This window comes from Pusillimonas sp. MFBS29 (assembly GCF_020687695.1).
Lineage (GTDB): Bacteria > Pseudomonadota > Gammaproteobacteria > Burkholderiales > Burkholderiaceae_B > Pusillimonas_C.
In genome coordinates, this window is record NZ_JAJEWL010000001.1 from 469,977 (window position 1) to 486,892 (window position 16,916).

General features: G+C 57.8%; 15 protein-coding genes and 2 pseudogenes. 13 read left to right on the plus strand and 4 right to left on the minus strand.

From position 1 onward, the window contains the following. Nucleotides 1-9: 9 nt before the first annotated feature. The 10 genes from LKR43_RS02250 (at nucleotide 10) to rarD (ending at nucleotide 9,687) form a co-directional block, all read left to right on the plus strand. The gene (locus tag LKR43_RS02250; RefSeq protein WP_227682209.1) at nucleotides 10-519 is read left to right on the plus strand and encodes a sigma-E factor negative regulatory protein; all 510 of its coding nucleotides are present in this window, start codon (nucleotides 10-12) and stop codon (nucleotides 517-519) included. Then, a complete protein-coding gene (locus LKR43_RS02255; RefSeq protein WP_227682210.1) occupies nucleotides 519-1,574 on the plus strand; it encodes a MucB/RseB C-terminal domain-containing protein in 1,056 nt (351 codons plus the stop codon). The genes LKR43_RS02250 and LKR43_RS02255 overlap by 1 nt, the downstream gene beginning before the upstream one ends. Before the next feature lie 37 nt (nucleotides 1,575-1,611). Beyond that, nucleotides 1,612-3,102 (plus strand): DegQ family serine endoprotease, encoded by a 1,491-nt coding sequence (locus LKR43_RS02260; RefSeq protein WP_227682300.1) that lies wholly within the window; start codon nucleotides 1,612-1,614, stop codon nucleotides 3,100-3,102. Nucleotides 3,103-3,267: 165 nt separating this feature from the next. Continuing rightward, entirely contained in the window at nucleotides 3,268-5,061 is a 1,794-nt protein-coding gene (lepA, locus tag LKR43_RS02265) for a translation elongation factor 4 (RefSeq protein ID WP_227682211.1), read from the plus strand. A gap of 27 nt (nucleotides 5,062-5,088) precedes the next feature. Continuing rightward, nucleotides 5,089-5,976 (plus strand): signal peptidase I, encoded by an 888-nt coding sequence (lepB, locus tag LKR43_RS02270; RefSeq protein ID WP_227682212.1) that lies wholly within the window; start codon nucleotides 5,089-5,091, stop codon nucleotides 5,974-5,976. Further along, the gene (gene rnc, locus LKR43_RS02275; RefSeq protein WP_227682213.1) at nucleotides 5,976-6,734 is read left to right on the plus strand and encodes a ribonuclease III; all 759 of its coding nucleotides are present in this window, start codon (nucleotides 5,976-5,978) and stop codon (nucleotides 6,732-6,734) included. Before lepB ends, rnc begins: the two co-directional genes overlap by 1 nt. Next, a complete protein-coding gene (gene era, locus LKR43_RS02280) occupies nucleotides 6,731-7,618 on the plus strand; it encodes a GTPase Era (protein ID WP_227682214.1) in 888 nt (295 codons plus the stop codon). The genes rnc and era overlap by 4 nt, the downstream gene beginning before the upstream one ends. Further along, on the plus strand, nucleotides 7,611-8,195 hold the full coding sequence (gene recO, locus LKR43_RS02285) for a DNA repair protein RecO (protein WP_227682215.1): 585 nt from the start codon (nucleotides 7,611-7,613) through the stop codon (nucleotides 8,193-8,195). The genes era and recO overlap by 8 nt, the downstream gene beginning before the upstream one ends. A gap of 2 nt (nucleotides 8,196-8,197) precedes the next feature. Continuing rightward, nucleotides 8,198-8,776, plus strand: coding sequence for a PIN domain-containing protein (locus LKR43_RS02290; protein WP_227682301.1), 579 nt, complete (start codon nucleotides 8,198-8,200; stop codon nucleotides 8,774-8,776). Continuing rightward, nucleotides 8,764-9,687: an EamA family transporter RarD gene (gene rarD / locus LKR43_RS02295; RefSeq protein ID WP_227682216.1), complete on the plus strand. Its 924-nt coding sequence runs from the start codon at nucleotides 8,764-8,766 to the stop codon at nucleotides 9,685-9,687. Before LKR43_RS02290 ends, rarD begins: the two co-directional genes overlap by 13 nt. 54 nt (nucleotides 9,688-9,741) lie before the next feature. Here the strand turns inward: rarD and LKR43_RS02300 are convergent, their stop codons facing one another. The 3 genes from LKR43_RS02300 to LKR43_RS02310 all read right to left on the minus strand — a co-directional run bounded on the left by LKR43_RS02300 (nucleotide 9,742) and on the right by LKR43_RS02310 (nucleotide 12,494). Continuing rightward, on the minus strand, nucleotides 9,742-10,446 hold the full coding sequence (locus LKR43_RS02300) for a Bax inhibitor-1/YccA family protein (RefSeq protein ID WP_227682217.1): 705 nt from the start codon (nucleotides 10,444-10,446) through the stop codon (nucleotides 9,742-9,744). Between the two features lie 107 nt (nucleotides 10,447-10,553). Further along, entirely contained in the window at nucleotides 10,554-10,985 is a 432-nt protein-coding gene (locus tag LKR43_RS02305) for a DNA polymerase III subunit chi (RefSeq protein WP_227682218.1), read from the minus strand. Nucleotides 10,986-10,994: 9 nt separating this feature from the next. Continuing rightward, the gene (locus tag LKR43_RS02310; RefSeq protein ID WP_227682219.1) at nucleotides 10,995-12,494 is read right to left on the minus strand and encodes a leucyl aminopeptidase; all 1,500 of its coding nucleotides are present in this window, start codon (nucleotides 12,492-12,494) and stop codon (nucleotides 10,995-10,997) included. A 57-nt stretch (nucleotides 12,495-12,551) separates the two neighbouring features. On the opposite strand from LKR43_RS02310, the gene lptF reads away from it, so the two are divergent. The 3 genes and pseudogenes from lptF (at nucleotide 12,552) to LKR43_RS02325 (ending at nucleotide 15,413) form a co-directional block, all read left to right on the plus strand. Continuing rightward, nucleotides 12,552-13,670, plus strand: a complete 1,119-nt coding sequence (lptF, locus tag LKR43_RS02315) for an LPS export ABC transporter permease LptF (RefSeq protein WP_227682220.1) — start codon at nucleotides 12,552-12,554, stop codon at nucleotides 13,668-13,670. Between the two features lie 478 nt (nucleotides 13,671-14,148). Beyond that, nucleotides 14,149-14,433 (plus strand): annotated as a pseudogene (locus LKR43_RS02320) (tyrosine-type recombinase/integrase); the annotation flags it as partial. Beyond that, nucleotides 14,430-15,413: pseudogene (locus LKR43_RS02325) on the plus strand (YhcG family protein). The pseudogenes LKR43_RS02320 and LKR43_RS02325, both read left to right, overlap by 4 nt. Nucleotides 15,414-15,854: 441 nt before the next feature. Here the strand turns inward: LKR43_RS02325 and LKR43_RS02330 are convergent. Then, entirely contained in the window at nucleotides 15,855-16,775 is a 921-nt protein-coding gene (locus tag LKR43_RS02330) for a LysR family transcriptional regulator (RefSeq protein ID WP_227682221.1), read from the minus strand. Between the last annotated feature and the right edge of the window lie 141 nt (nucleotides 16,776-16,916).

A 16,916-nucleotide genomic window follows, 5' to 3' on the forward strand; every position in this document is an offset into this window, starting at 1 on the left:
GAGCCAAGCATGCAAGCCGTTCAACGAGCCACTACCCCCGAATCCGACCAGGATCAGCATTCCTGGGAAGCGTCCGTGTCCACCTGGATAGATGGTGAGGGCGAGATGCGTCCCGAAGAACTCGATACGCCATACGGCCGTCAGGTCTGGGACAGCTATCATCTGATCGGTGATGTCATGCGCAACCCCGACCTGGCCATCAAGCCTACCGATTTCTTCTACGCACGCGTGTCCAAGGCCATAGACGCCGAGCCGCATATTGTGGCGCCGGGCATGCTGCGCCGGCATCGGCACGTGCGTCTGGGGTTGTCAGGCCTGGCAGTGGCTGCCGCGGTGGTGTCGGTTGTGTGGGTTGCCTTGCCGTATATGTATGGCAGTGAATCCGGCCAGGATGGCTCAGTGCAGGTGCTGGCCAATGCCGGCCCCGAGGTCAATGCCATGCACGATTATCTCGATGCGCATCGTGAAATCGCGGGCGTCAATGCGGTTCGCCAGGCTTCCTTCGAGGTTCCACGCTAATGAGTATCATGTGTCGGCAGGCAGCAGGGCGCCGGCGGTCAGGCGCTACTTTCCAGCACTGGGGCCTGAGCAGCATCTACGGCGTTTTCCTGATCGCAACCGCCTGTCTGCTGGCGCAGCCTGTGCTGGCCGCCGAGGCCGGGCAGAAAGCACCGCAAACACTCGAGATACTTCAGAAGATACAGGCTGCCGCCCGAACGCTGGACTACGCTGGCGTCTATACCTACCAGCAAGGTCCGGTGATGCTTTCTTCGCGTATCGTGCATCTGGTCGATGGCACCGGAGAACGCGAACGCCTGGAACTGCTTGACGGTGCGCCCCGGGAATACCTGCGCCACAACGAAGTCACGCAGTGCCTGATCCCCGAAAAAAAACACATCGTCATAGAACAGCGACGCGGAGACCGCTTTCCCGCCCTGATCATGGGCTCCGGAGAGGGCATTGCCGAGCACTATCAGATCAATGTCGTACCGACGATACATCGCATCGCCAACCGTGAATGCACAATGATCGAGCTGCTGCCCGGCGATTCGCATCGTTACGGCTATCGTTTGTGCATAGATAATGAAACTAATTTGCTGCTCAAGGCTCAAACGGTTAGTGCAGAGCATGGATTGATTGACCAGATTTCCTTCACCAGCCTGCAACTGGGTGACAAGGTCGAGCCAGGGCAATTGGTCTCCAGCTGGAATACCAAGAACTGGCAAGTGGTTGAAACAGTCATGGAACCCGTTGACCTGGCTGCAAACGGATGGCGTATTCCATTTCCGCCCGGCTTCCAGCCGGTCACGGAAGTTAGCAGAACCATGCAGCGCAGCCGTAAGGTCAGTCAACTGGTCATCAGTGATGGTCTGGCTGCCATTTCGGTCTTCATCGAGCCGTATGGGTCCGGGCCCGAGCCACCGGCCAATGGCATGGCAAGTGCCGGCGCGATGAATATTTTTCAGGCCCGCATAGGCGGTCACAGGCTTACGGCACTGGGTGAGGTGCCTGCCGGAACGTTGCGCGACATTGTCGAGCGTACCGAATACGTGCCAGGTGCAGGTCGCCCGTAGTCCAGGCAAACATAATTAACAACCTAGGAGTTTCATGATGTTTTCTAATGATCTAGGACATAATAAATTTAAAAGAATTCTTGCTGCAGCTTCCACCAGTCTGCTGGTGGCCTGCTCTGCAGTGGGTGCAACCGGTAGCGAACAGCCTTCTGCGGTCCCGGTCTTGTCGGTGCCCGATTTCACGCAAGTAGTTGCCCAGACGGAAGGCTCGGTGGTCAATATCCGCACCACTGAAGCCGTGCCTGTGCGCGCTTCGCGCCCCGGCCCCGGCAGCAACGATCCCTACGAAATGTTCCGCTGGTTTTTCGGGCCCGACTTCATGCCCCCCGGCATGCCCGGTCCGCGCGGACGCAATGCGCCGGACGCCGAGCAGCAGGAACGCACCGTACCGCGTGGCGTAGGTTCGGGTTTCATCATCTCTGAAGATGGCTACATTCTGACCAACAATCATGTGGTCACCAAAGCCAACGGAATTTTCGTTACCCTGACATCGGGCAAGGAATACAAGGCAGAAGTGATCGGTACCGATCCGCGTACCGATGTGGCCCTGATCAAGATCGACGCCAAGGATCTTACTCCGTTGCCCATTGGCGATTCGGCCAAGCTCAAGAAAGGGCAGTGGGTGCTGGCCATAGGTTCGCCCTTCGGCCTGGATTCCACCGTTACATCGGGCATAGTCAGCGCCATCAATCGCGATACGGGTGACTATCTTCCTTTCATACAGACCGATGTGGCAGTAAACCCGGGTAACTCGGGCGGTCCGCTGATCAACCTGGCCGGTCAGGTGGTGGGCGTAAATTCGCAGATCATCTCCCAGAGCGGCGGGTTCATGGGCATTTCGCTGGCCATTCCTATCGATGAAGCCATGCGTGTGGTCAAGCAGCTGAAGGAACACGGCAAGGTAACCCGGGGTCGCATCGGTGTGCAGATCAGCACAGTACCCGATGACGTGGCCAAGGCCATAGGGCTCGACGAAGCCAAGGGTGCGATGGTCAGCAATGTCGAGCAAGGCGGCCCGGCAGCCGAGGCCGGCATACGCTCGGGTGATGTCATCATCAAGTTTGATGGCAAGGACATCAAGCACATGTCCGACTTGCCACGCATTGTTGGCGCCACCAAGCCCGACAGCCGTGTTGATCTTGAAGTATGGCGCAAGGGTAAGGCAGTCGAACTGCGTGTGAAAGTAGGCGAGATGCCCAGCCCCGATGCGGCAACCCCTGACAGCAAGTCTGAAGCTCCCAAGGCGATCCCCGCTGATGCATTGGGCCTGAAGGTTACCGAAGTTCCCGAGCAGGAACGTGAGAAACTGGGTTTCAAGGGTGGTGTGCAGATTGTCGAGGCTGAAGAACCTGCCGCGACGGCCGGCCTGACGGAAGGCGACATCATCGTGACCATCAATGACACCGATGTGACCGATCCCGGGCAATATGCCAAGATCGTTTCGGGTCTGGATAAATCGCGCGCCGCTGCCTTGCTGGTGGTCCGTGGCGAGCAATCTCAATGGGTTACCATCACGCCTAAAAAATAATCTGCAGAATACGGCTAAAATGGCGCAGAGCCGAAAGGGGCGCCGGGTAGCAAAGGTCTGAACACGCCGGCCCAGGCGGGCTGTTCAGATTGCTCCCGGCGCTTCTTTTTTGTGCCTGTTTTCTAAATATTGCTCAGGCTGTGCCGAGCTTCTTTGTGCTGGTTTATGGATCACATCCGCAACTTTTCCATCATTGCCCATATCGATCATGGCAAATCCACGCTTGCCGACCGCCTGATTCATCGCTGCGGAGGCCTGGCCGATCGCGAAATGTCCACGCAAGTGCTTGATTCCATGGATATCGAGCGTGAACGGGGTATTACCATCAAGGCCCAGACGGCAGCCCTGAGCTATAAGGCAAGGAACGGAAAGACTTATGCCCTTAACCTCATAGACACTCCCGGCCACGTTGACTTTTCTTACGAGGTCAGTCGTTCCCTGTCGGCCTGTGAGGGTGCGCTGCTGGTGGTAGATGCTTCGCAAGGCGTCGAGGCCCAGACCGTGGCCAACTGTTATACCGCCATCGAGCTGGGTGTCGAGGTGTTGCCCGTCCTGAACAAAATGGATCTGCCCTCGGCCGAGCCCGAGAACGCCAGGCAGGAAGTCGAAGACGTCATCGGCATCGATGCCTCCGAGGCGATATTGTGTAGCGCAAAAACCGGGATGGGCATAGACGATATCCTTGAGACCATCGTTGCCAAGGTTCCGGCACCGGTGGGTGATCCGGGCAAGCCCCTGCAGGCCCTGATCGTCGATTCGTGGTTTGACAACTACGTGGGCGTCGTCATGCTGGTGCGCATCGTCAATGGTGTGCTCAAGCCCAAAGACAAAATCCTGCTCATGGCGACCGGTGCCTCGCATCTGTGTGAACACATTGGTGTCTTCACGCCCAAATCCGTGCCTCGTGACCAGCTTTCAGCCGGCGAGGTAGGCTTTGTTATTGCCGGCATCAAGGAACTCGAACATGCCAAGGTGGGTGATACGATCACGCTGGCAGGTAAGCCGGCAGACCGGGCCTTGCCAGGTTTTAAAGAGGTCAAGCCCCAAGTCTTTGCCGGCCTGTATCCCGTGGAAAGCAGTGAGTACGACCAGTTGCGTGATTCCCTCGAGAAGCTGAAGCTTAACGATTCATCGTTAATGTTCGAGCCCGAGGTGTCGCAGGCACTGGGCTTTGGCTTTCGCTGCGGCTTCCTGGGTCTGCTGCACATGGAGATCGTCCAGGAGCGTCTCGAGCGTGAGTTCGACATGGACATCATCACCACGGCGCCTTCCGTGGTGTACGAGGTCGAGCAACGCGATGGCTCGGTCATCATGATAGAAAGTCCTTCGCGCATGCCCGAAGTGGGCAACATTACCGAGATTCGCGAGCCTATCGTCAACGTCACCTTGTTCATGCCACAGGAGTACGTCGGGCCGGTCATGTCGCTGTGCATGGCCAAGCGAGGCATACAGCTGAACATGACTTATCATGGTCGCCAGGTGCATTTGTCTTACGAAATGCCGCTGGCCGAGATCGTGCTGGATTTCTTCGACAAGCTCAAGTCGGTTTCACGCGGCTATGCATCGATGGACTACGAATTCAAGGAATATCGTGCTGCCGATGTGGTGCGCGTAGACCTTCTGATCAACGGAGACCGGGTCGATGCCCTGTCCATGATCGTGCACCGCTCCAATGCGCGCTATCGTGGCCGCGAAGTGGTGTCCAAAATGCGCGGCCTGATTCCGCGTCAGATGTTTGATATCGCCATACAGGCTGCGATCGGTGCCGAAGTCGTCGCCAGGGAAAACGTCAAGGCCTTGCGCAAGAACGTATTGGCCAAATGCTATGGTGGCGACATTACCCGCAAGAAGAAACTGCTCGAGAAGCAGAAGGCGGGCAAGAAGCGCATGAAGCAGGTAGGTAACGTGGAAATCCCCCAAGAGGCATTTCTTGCCATCTTGCAAGTTGAAGACAAGTAGCGTGAAACACAATAAGGTATATCTGGCATGAGTTGGGATTTCGCCCTGATTTTGTTTGTTCTGCTGGTGCTGACCGGTGTGGTCTGGTGTCTGGATTTCTTTTATTTGCGTGCCAGGCGACGTGCCAAAGGCGTGGCCGCCATGGCGGCAGTGGAACCGGCCGTCGCCGGCATGGGGCAGGCCGAGGCCACCCGTATGCGTCAGGAAGCCTATGACAAGGCGAATCGCGCTCCGTGGTGGGTAGAGTATTGCGTCAGCTTCTTTCCCGTCATTCTGTTCGTATTTGCCTTGCGGTCGTTTGTGGTCGAGCCTTTCCGCATTCCTTCGGGCTCCATGCTGCCCACCTTGCAAAATGGTGACCTCATCCTTGTTAACAAATTCCAGTACGGTATTCGTTTGCCCGTGCTCGACAAGAAAGTCATTGAGCTGGGCTCGCCCCGCCGTGGCGACGTCATGGTGTTCCGCTATCCGGTCGATACCGATGTCGACTATATCAAGCGGGTGGTTGGCCTGCCTGGCGATGTCGTGCAGTACCGCAACAAGGTGCTTACCATTAACGGACAGGTAGTACAGAGCGCTCGCGATGGCGACTTTTTCGAACCCGATCGTTCCGCCTATGTGGGTCGTTACACCGAAAAGCTGGGTGAAAAAGAGCACAAGATCCTGCTGAACAAGCAGACCTCGCAGGATTACATGGCGATTTCCAATTTTCCCTACCGCGAGAATTGCGAGTACCTGGGCAACGGAGTGCGGTGCACCGTGCCAGAGGGGCATTATTTCATGATGGGTGATAATCGCGACAATAGCCTGGACAGCCGCTATTGGGGCTTTGTGCCAGATGAGTACATCGTCGGCCGGGCATTCTTCATCTGGATGAACTTCAGCGAACCCAGCCGCATAGGCGGGTTTGATTGATGAGCAGTCTGACGACCCTGCAGGCGGCCCTGGGCCATCAGTTCCAGGACGCCTCTTTGCTGGAGCTGGCGCTTACCCATCGCAGTCACAGCGCGCATCATAATGAGCGTCTCGAATTCCTGGGCGATTCGGTGCTTAATTTCGTCGTGGCATCTTTGTTGTTCGCGCGCTTTCCGCAAATAGACGAAGGCGATCTGTCGCGCCTGCGCGCCAACCTGGTCAAACAGGCTTCCCTGGCCGATATTGCGGGCAAGCTTGATCTTTCGCAGCATTTGCGTCTGGGCGAGGGTGAGCTCAAAAGCGGCGGTTTTCGCCGTCCATCGATTCTGGCTGACGCACTGGAAGCCTTGTTCGGAGCGGCTTATCTGGACGGCGGTTTCGAGTGTGCCCAGAAGGTGATAGAGCGTCAGTACACGACCATACTCGAAAACGTCGACGAAAAGACGCTGGGCAAAGATCCCAAGACACTGCTGCAGGAACTGCTGCAGGCACGCAAGCTTGACCTGCCCGTCTATGCGGTTGTCGCCACGCATGGCGCGGCGCATAATCAGTTATTTGAAGTCGAGTGCCGGATTCAGGCGCTTGATGTGAAGGTTTCCGCAGGCGGAGCCAGTCGCCGGGCCGCCGAGCAGTCTGCTGCCGAGCTTGCTATTGCCGCCATCAAAGCCATACCGCAAGCCAAGGGGCAGCGTAAGCCGCGCGCTCGCAAGTCGACCCAGCTTTCCCTGCCGGTAGCCGTCTCCCAGGAGAAAAAATGACTGCACCTTTCCGTTGTGGTTTTGTGGCGGTAGTTGGCCGTCCCAATGTTGGGAAATCGACCCTGACCAATGCACTGATTGGCAGCAAGATATCCATTGTCTCGCGCAAGGCGCAAACCACACGTCATCGCATACACGGCGTGCTGACGCGTGATAACGAGCAATTCGTCTTTGTTGACACCCCGGGCTTCCAGACTCGCCACGGTGGCGCCATGAACCGCATGATGAATCGCGTGGTCACACAGGCGTTGGCCGAGGTGGATGTCACCGTGCATGTGGTCGAGGCGGGCAAGTGGTCGGCCGGAGACGAACAGCTGCTGCCTTTGCTGCCCAAGGGCGGCAATACCATACTGGTCGTGAACAAGGTCGATGCGCTCAAAAGCAAGAACGACATGTTTGCCTACGTCAGCAAGATCATGGCCTTGCATCCGTATTCGGCTGTGGTGCCGGTCAGTGCATTGCGCGGCATACAGCTTGAGAACCTGTTGCAGGAAATCGCTGCGCGGTTGCCCGAAAGCGAACCCATGTTCGAGGTCGATACCCTGACTGACCGGCCCATGCGTTTTATCGCTGCCGAACTGATCCGCGAGAAAATATTCCGCCTGGTGGGTGATGAGCTCCCTTACGGGTGCACGGTCATCATCGAGCAGTGGGATGAGAACGAGTCGGGCGCCCGTATCGCTGCCTGCGTTGTGGTCGAGCGCGAAACGCACAAACCCATATTGTTGGGCACGGGTGGTGCACACATGAAACGCATAGCCTCTGAAGCACGGCAAGACATGGTCAAGCTGCTGGAAAAGCCGGTATTCCTTGATGTCTATATCAAGGTACGCAAAGGGTGGTCCGATCGCGAGAGTGCCCTGCGCGAATTGGGATATGAGTAAACGGGCACAGCGCGTTCAAGATACTGCCGCCTATCTGTTGCATTCGGCACCCTGGCGGGAAACATCGCTGATCATTCAGGTGTTCAGCCGCCAGCATGGTGTGCTGGCACTGGTTGCCAAGGGCGCCAAGCGGCCTTATTCGGTGCTGCGGCCTGTATTGTCGGCCTTCCAGCCCCTGGCCTTGTCCTGGAGCGGCGCCAATGAAGTCAAGACCCTGACACGGGCCGAATCGGCAGGCATACGAAAACTGGGTGGCCAGGCTTATATGTCGGCCTGGTACATGAATGAGCTGGTCCTGCGCCTGCTGCCGCGCGAAGATCCCCATCCTGTGCTGTACGACGCATACGAGCACGCACTTCAAAGACTGGCGTTGCAGCAGTCGGCCGCCAGCGCCTTACGCCGCTTCGAATGGATGTTGTTGCAGGAAACCGGCTATGGTCTGGAAGAAGAGACGCCGGATTTTGATGACCCCCGTACAGAGCCGGCCTTGCGCCAGTCCTTGCGTGCACGGCTGAATGAGCTGCTGAGCCGGCCCTTGCAGACCCGCAAGGTCTTGATGGAGTTGCAGAGATATTGAAAGTGCGCATTCCCCGGATCATTGTGCTGGATACCTGTGTGCTCATATCCAATGTGCTGCGCCAGGGATTCCTGCATTTGGCGCAGCAAGGCTGTTTCGAGCCGGCATGGAGCCGTATTATCGGTGACGAATGGTGCCGTACTGCTGCGCGCCTGTGGGCAGTGGACCAGGCTGATATAGACGCACAGTGGCGAGCCTTGCAGCAGGATTTTCCGGCTGCGGACTGCGGTGAAATCAGCACATTCAAGGAAGGCCTGAAGCGCAGCGACCCCAAAGACTGGCACGTAATTGCGGCAGCACGCGCCGCGCAGGCGGCGCGACCGGACACCAGCGTGGGCATCGTGACACGCAATATCAGAGACTTCAATCGTTCTGAAATGCATCACCTGGGCCTGGTGTTGCTGGATCCCGACCAACTGCTGCTGCGTTGCCAGGAAGAGTATCCGCAACACATAAAGGCCTTGCTGGAAAGTCTGCCCGCATACGCCCAGGCTCCTGGCAGGCCGCTGGAGTCCGTATCGGACATCCTCAAGCGTGAGCGCCTGTTTCGATTCAATAAGGTGTGTTTATGCAGCCCATAAGACAGGGCGTCGCGCTGTCGGTCTTGTCGTCATTCCTGTTTGCCACGCTTTACTACTACACGACTGTTCTGCCGCCATTGAAGGGCACAGAGGTTTTTGCATGGCGGATATTGCTTTGCCTGCCGGTGCTTGCCCTGGCTATCCACCGTGCGCGGGGATGGAATGAGATTTCCGCGCTGCATGCGCGCCTGCGGCATGAGCCTCGCCTGTGGCTGCTGTTCATGCTCAGTGCAGGCCTGATCGGTGTGCAGCTGTGGCTGTTTGCCTGGGCCCCGCTTAACCAGAAAGGCCTGGATGTTTCGATGGGCTATTTTCTGCTGCCCATGGTCATGGTGCTGGTTGGAAGGGTGTTCTATGCAGAGCGCCTGAGCAGGGTGCAAACCATTGCTGTGCTGGTGGCAGCGGTCGGTGTTGCTAACGAACTGTGGCGCCTGGGCTCGTTCTCCTGGGCCACGGCGTTGGTCATGTTTGGCTATCCACCGTATTTCATGCTGCGTCGGCGCCTGCATATAGGTTCGCTCAGCACATTGTGGTTTGACATGATGTTCATCACTCCGGCCGCCTTGTTCATACTGCTCAGCCAGGACTTCAGTGTGATGCAACAGTTTTCACAATTTCCACGGCTGTTTGGCCTGGTGCCGTTACTGGGCCTGATCAGTTCGGCGGCCCTGTTGGCCTATATTTCCGCCAGCCGGCTCCTGCCGCTGGGCCTGTTTGGCATACTGGGCTATGTCGAGCCTGTGCTGCTGTTCTGGGTTGCCTATCTGTTCCTGCACGAGGCTGTGTCGTACCAGGCGTGGTTTACTTACGTGCCAATCTGGATAGCCGTGGTATTGATCGCAGGCGAGGGCGCCGTGGCCTGGGTGCGTACCGGCAACAGCAAAAAAGAAACGCCCAGGCAACAAACCTGAGCGTTTCTGTACCGCAAGGGCCGGGCTGATGCCGGCGCCTGTTGCGAGGCTGTATCAGTCGCGGTCGCCGCCAAAGATGCCAAGCAGCATCAGCAGGTTGGCGAAAATATTGTAGACATCAAGATAAACGGCCAGGGTGGCGGTCACGTAGTTGGTTTCGCCGCCGTTGACGATGCGTTGCAGGTCGACCAGCAGCAGTGCCGAGAAAATGGCTACTGCCATGACCGAGATGGTGAGCATCAGGGCGGGCATTTGCAGGAAGATGTTGGCCAGCGAGGCAACGATAAGAATAATGACACCAATGAACAGGAACTTGTGCATGGTGGAGAAATCGCGCTTGCTGGTCGATGCCACGCTGGCCATGGCGCCGAACACGATGGCCGTGCCGCCGAACGCAAACATAATGAGCTGTGACCCGTTGGCAAGGCCCAGTACATGGCCCAGCAGACGGGACAGCATGATGCCCATGAAGAAGGTGAAGGCCAGCAGCAGGGCAACGCCTACCGAGCTGTTCTTGTTGCGTTCGATCAGGAACATGAGGCCGAAGGCGCCGGCCAGAAAGACGATGGCACTTACACCAGGGCTGGACCCCATGATCTGGTTGATGCCGGTATTAAGGCCGACGATGGCGCCCAGCACGGTGGGAACCATGCTCAGGGCCAGCAGCCAGTACGTATTGCGCAGGACGCGGTTACGCGCCACGGCTGACGCGTTCGTGCCGTATCCGCCTGATGTAACGGGTTGACGTAGATCGCTCATTTGGAATCCTTTTCGTGTGCTGTGCTTGGGTCGCCGACGATGGCGAAGTATGGGCTTAGGTTAACTGACATTCAGCTGAACATGCAAATGGTTTTTGCCATGCCCGCTCAGGACAGCTTATGCGCCCGCAGCGCGTGCCCGGCGGTTTTATATTGTGTCCATCGTTGCCGGGCCGCGAGCTTGTCTTCCTCGTGTTCGGAAACGATTTCCAGTATGCGGTCAAAGTGTTCATAACCGGGTGGACAGGCCAGGTCGAGATTAACGAGCCATGGCTGTTGCAGCGTTGCATCCTGGGGAAGGGTGGGTGCGCTGGAGGTCAGGCAGACCCGGGTCTGGCCGGCCAGGGGGTCGTCGACCATGACGTGCGGGACAAATGCCGTGGGATCGAAACTCCAGAGCAAGCGATCGAAACGCTCAAGTTTCTGTTTGTCTTGCGTGTAGATCAATACGTGGCGACCCGCGTCATAGTGCTTGCGCACGACCTCGCAGGCCGTGCGCAAGCGATGAGGGGCACCGAAAGCGAAGTCGATTCGGCTCATGCTCGGGTATCAGGCATGGTCGAGCAGATACTGGACCAGCATGGGTACCGGACGACCCGAGGCGCCTTTGTCTTTGCCGCTGCGCCAGGCTGTGCCGGCAATATCAAGGTGCGCCCAGGCATAGCTTTTTGTAAAGCGTGACAGGAAGCAGGCAGCTGTGACGGCACCTGCGGGTGGCCCACCGATATTGGCGATGTCGGCAAAGTTGGAACGCAGCTGTTCCTGATAGGCGTCGTCGAGGGGCATGCGCCATGCGGTGTCGTTGGTTTCGCGGCCGGCTTGCAGCAGGCCTTCGGCCAGGGCGTCGTCGGTGCTGAACAGACCGGTGTTGACATTGCCCAGCGCCACCACGCAGGCACCAGTCAGGGTGGCAACGTCGATGACAGCTGCCGGTTTGAATCGCTCGGCATAGGTCAGGGCGTCGCACAGGACCAGACGGCCTTCTGCGTCGGTATTCAGGATTTCTATGGTTTTGCCCGACATGCTGGTGACGATGTCGCCTGGCTTGTTGGCGCGTCCGCTGGGGAGGTTTTCGCAAGAAGGAACGATGGCAATGACGTCGCGATCGAGTTCCAGTTCAGCGATCGAGCGCATGGTGCCCAGCACACTGGCTGCGCCGCACATGTCGTATTTCATTTCGTCCATATTGGCAGCCGGCTTGAGCGAGATACCGCCCGCATCGAAGGTGATGCCTTTGCCGACCAGTACGATGGGCGCCTTGCGGTCTTTGGCTGCGACTTTCGTGCCGGCAGTGTGCTTCAGGACAATGAAGGCAGGAGGTTCGTAGGAGCCGCGGGCAACCGAAAGGAAGGAGCCCATTTTCAGGGCTTCGATCTGTTTCAGACCCAGGACTTCTGCCTTGAGGCTCTTGAATTCCTTGCTTAGTTTCTTGGCCGTGTTGCCCAGATACGTGGGTGTGCAGACGTTGGGGGGCAGATCACCGAGCAAGCGGGTGAGGTTCATGCCGTTGGCAATGGCCTTGCCTTCGCGCAGGCCTTGTTGCGCTTCATTGGCCTTGTTGCGGGCGACCCATAGGGCGATTTTCCTGAGCTTGGGGGCCGCGTCGGTTTTTTCGCTTACCGTGGCGGTGTAGCGGTAGGTTGCGCGGCCAGCTGCGATTGCAGCGGCTTTTGCACGGCTGCGCAGTTTGACGTTGCCGCAGTCGATCGACGCCAGGGCCGAAACGCCTTCTGTAAGGCCGGCATTTGCGCAATAATTTGCAAAGACGAGTTCTGCGCCGGCATGGGTTGCGGCGTTATAAGTGTCTTGTTTGCCCAAGCCGACTAAAATGACCCGGGTAGCCACAACACCAGCAAGGTTTCTAAGTACCAGATGGGTATTGGGCTTGGCCTTGAATTCGGCGTTGATGACGGCACGCAGTGCGCCGTTGCTGGCATTGTCCAGGACGTCGGCGGCAGGGCTCAGGATGCCGTCCGAAAAAACGCCCACGGCGAGGGCTGCTGTTTTGATTTGATGCAAAGAAGCAGTGGTCTGTGTGCTAAATTCCATTCCAGTTTCCAGTAGGTGTCGAGACAAGATACTTACGATTATCCCGTATATTCTCTCATGTCACTATTCAAACGTTCAGTTGTCTCCGAAATCATGAGCCACGCCGGTGTCGTGTTCTCGACGCTGCTGGTCGTTTGGTTGAGCGTTTTGCTGGTCAGGTTGCTGGGAGAAGCGGCCAACGGCACCATAGGCGCCAACGTGGTGTTTGGTCTTGCCACGTTTTCCAGCATCACGGCTTTGCCGGTCATCTTGTCGGTGTCGCTGTTCATCGCGGTGTTGACGACGGTTACCCGTAATTTTCGCGAGTCCGAGATGGTGGTGTGGTTTGCCAGCGGGTTATCGCTGAAAGACTGGATCCGCCCTGTGCTGCGCTGTGCGGTGCCGGTGGCGATCATTATTGCGGTGCTGACGCTTATGGCGTCGCCCTGGGCTTATCGTCAGATCAGTGAGTACCGGCAGCGTTTTGAGCAGCGCTCTGATTTGTCGAAGGTGACGGCGGGGCAGTTCATAGAAACGGATGATGGCGCCCGTGTTTTCTTTGCCGAGGAGCCTGCCGAGCCTGGCGAGGAGATGGGCAAGATTATTGCCAGGGTGGTGTCGCCGGATTGGCTTAGCGTGGTCACGGCGCAAAGTGCGCGTATCCAGACCGAAGATAACGGGGATCGCTTTCTGGTGCTCAGTAATGGGCACCGGTATGACCTGAAGCCCGGTGCACCTGATTTCCGGCTGATGGAGTTCGAGAGCTATGGCTTCCGGCTCGAAAGTGATTCGGAAGCGAGTTCAGCCGAGGCGGTGCGCAAGATGGCCGAGGGTCAGATCAAGGCCAGGCCGACGCTGAGGTTGTTTGCCGACAATACGGATCAGTCCAGGTCGCAGATTATGTGGCGTCTGGCTTTGCCGCTGGCGGCGCTGAATCTTGCGTTGCTGGCGATTCCGCTGGGGGCGGTGAATCCCAGGCTGGGCCGCTCGGGTGATTTCCTGATCGCGGGGCTGGTGGGGTTGTTGTATATGAATCTGATCAATCTGTCGCGGGGGTGGATAGGGAGTGGCCAGTTGAATTTCGGCGTGGGGATATGGCTGGTGCATGCGATATTCACGGCGCTGATGTTTTATATGATGTGGCGCAAGTTACGGGTGAAGGCGCCCAAGGATCCTGGGCCGGCGTCGGCGGCCTGATCTGGTTCTATGCTGCTGGTACCTTTTGACGGGGCACGTGGCAGGTCAATTTTTTTGCAGCCTTTTCGGCTTTTTTGCAGCCTTTTCGGTTTCTTAAGAAAGCGGGGTGTCTCAGGGGCCGTTCCGGCTTCACGCGCTACGTCCCAGCTGCGCTGGGATACCCGATTTAGGCGGGGCTGGCGAGGCGGTTGCTGAACTCGCCCGAATGGGCAGCCACTGGCTGCCCATAAACGTCGGGCTCGAACAGCAGCAACCTTGCCTCCTCGCCAGCCCCGCCTAAATCGGCGTGCGCGAGGCGCCTGCACAGCCCCTGAGACACCCCGCTTTTTAAGATATCGAATGGTGGAAGGCTGTTTCTTTGTTTCAAGATGACTCCAGGATCGTATTTCGCTGGACTACGCCAAGGCTGGATATAGCAGGTTTATCAATCACTTAGGCGAGTTCAACAAATGCCGGTGCCTTCCGGAACTTGCCCCTGCATCTGACGCATGGCGAACGCTATGGCGGCTGGAAGCGTGCGCTCAAGGCCGCTGGCGTGCCGCATGCTGGCGCGCACGGCATCCGCCATCGGGCCACGACCGATATTGCCAACTCGGGCGTGCTGACCGAGGCGGGCAAGAGGCTCACAGGCCACAAGACCGTGGCGATGTTCATGCACTATGTTCATACCGAGGGCAAGCCGGTGCGGGATGTGACGGAACTGGTGACGAATCGACGGTTGACGATTACCGGGGTATCCCGTTCTATGGAGGCAACAGCATGACAAGGAAAACGGCTGCGACAGTGGGGAAACCTACTGCCTTACCTGTCGGCTATGCCGGCATCCACGGCGGCATAGTGGAACTGCTGGATGCGGCGCGCAGTGTCAACAACCTGGAGAGTATGCGGCGTTTCTTTATCTTATAGCCTCCACCCCCAATTTCCCAGACAGTGTCTAGGAAATTGGGAAATGAGTCGTCTGCCGAGAAATCCCAGACGGTGTCTCGGAAATTTGACCTCTCCGAACTGGCCCAGGCCTTCACCCTGCCGTGGTCGGCCTACGTCCGGCTTCTGTCGGTCAAGGATGACCATGCTCGCCAGTTCTACGAGGCCGAGGCGCTGCGTGGCGGCTGGAGCGTGCGCCAGCTCGACCGGCAGATTGGCAGCCAGTTCTACGAGCGCACGACCTTGTCCAAGGATAAGTCTGCGATGCTGGTCAAGGGTTCGGTGGCTAAGCCCGAGGATATCGTCACGCCCAATGACGCCATCAAAGACCCGTATGTGCTGGAGTTCCTCGACCTCAAGGACGAGTATTCGGAGTCCGATATGGAGGCGGCCTTGATCCAGCGGCTGGAAGACTTCCTGATGGAACTGGGGGAAGGCTTCACCTTTGTCGGGCGGCAGCGGCGCTTGCGCATTGACCAGTCCTGGCATCGGGTGGATCTGTTGTTCTTCCATCGCAAGCTGCGTTGCCTGGTCATCATTGACCTGAAGCTGGGCAGTCTGACCCATGCCGACGTGGGGCAGATGCATATGTACTGCAATTATGCCAAGGAGCATTGGGTCTACCCGGGTGAGAATCCACCGGTGGGCCTGATTCTGTGCGCTGACAAGGGCCATGCCCTGGCCCGGTATGCGCTGGATGGTCTGCCGAACAAGGTAATGGCGGCGAACTACCGGACCGTGCTGCCCGATGCCGAGTTGCTGCAAAAGGAACTGGAGAGCACGCGGCGGCTACTCGAATCTCACGGAGCGCCGTGCTGACCAGTCCGCGGTACTTGAGTATCACTTGTCCAAGCAAATACATGGCGGCCGATGCGCCGTCCTCATGCGAAGCCGTAACGGATCGAGTCAGCCCACGATTTAGCCCACGATTCAGGCGCCCCGGTACTCGAGTATCTAAGCGCTGGGGTGTGCCGTGCCGGGTGGAGAGCCGTTTGAGCCAGCCGGCGCTTCGTCTGAGACGGGGGCGTAAGAGGGCGTGCTGTCTGAGGCATTCATCAGCCCACAGGCGGCTGATGAATGGCGAGTTCACGCCCGACCCCCGACTCGGGCGAGGTGCTGGGTAGTCCCGGCGCAGCCGGGACCGCAGCGATCGGCTCGTAATCCGGCACGGCACACCCCAGCGCCTTTAGAAACCCGAAGTATCCGCCAGGATCCACATCATCGCTTAAGAACGAACAGCATCGCTCAAGAACCTCCCGTCTACGGCAAATACCGCAGCGTACTGGCTTCCCCCTGCAGCAGCCCCTGATTCAACTGCACCGACTTCTTCAGGAAATCCCATAACGCCATCACCCGCCTGGAATGCCGCAGATCCTCGTGGCAATACATCCAGAAACTGCGCGTCACCACGATATCGTCTTCAAGTACCGGCTGCAGACGTTCATCCTGCGCGGCCATGAAACACGGCAGGATGGCCAGTGACTGGCCTTGCAACGCCGCATGGTACTGCGCGATCACGCTGGTGCTTTTGAAAATGACCCGGCTGTTGGACACGATATCGTCCAGATAGCGCAAACGGTCACTGAACAGCAGCTCTTCCACATAGCCGATAAAAGTGTGCCCGGCCAGGTCAGCCTTCTTTCGTACCGGCGCGCTGCGGGCCAGATAGTCCTTGTTTCCATAGAGCTTCAGCGAATAATCCAGCAGCTTGGTGCACAGATAGGGACCGCGCTGCGGGCGCTCCAGGGCGATGGCGATATCGGCCTCGCGCTTGGACAGACTGATGAAGCGGGGCACGGGCATGATGTCCAGCGTGATGGCCGGGTAGCGCCGCTGAAAATCGGTCATGAGGGGCGCCAGCACATAATTGCCGAATCCCTCGGTTGAGCCTACCCGCAGATGTCCTGACAAGGCCTGTGATTGCCCGGCGATGTCCTCCCTGGCGCTGGTCAGCGTGCCTTCAATTTGCTCGGCGTAGGCAAAGAAACGTATACCTTCCTCGGTAAGGGTAAAGCCCGACGATTTGGATTTGTCAAAGAGCAGGGTGCCAAGCTCCAGTTCCAGGGCGTGTATGCGACGCGATACCGTGCTGTGCCTGACGCCCAGACGTAATGCAGCGGCGCTGACCCGCTGTGTGCGGGCCACTTCCAGAAAATATCGTAAACCGTTCCAGTCCAGCATGATTTCGTTGTGCAATTTTTAGCATTGAATGTGCAAATATTTTGATGGAATTTGTTTTTTTACACAACTACACTGGGACAAGGGCGGTTTCCCGCCCTTGTCATGCCAGAAAGGCCTGACCTACAAAAAATCATAATGACA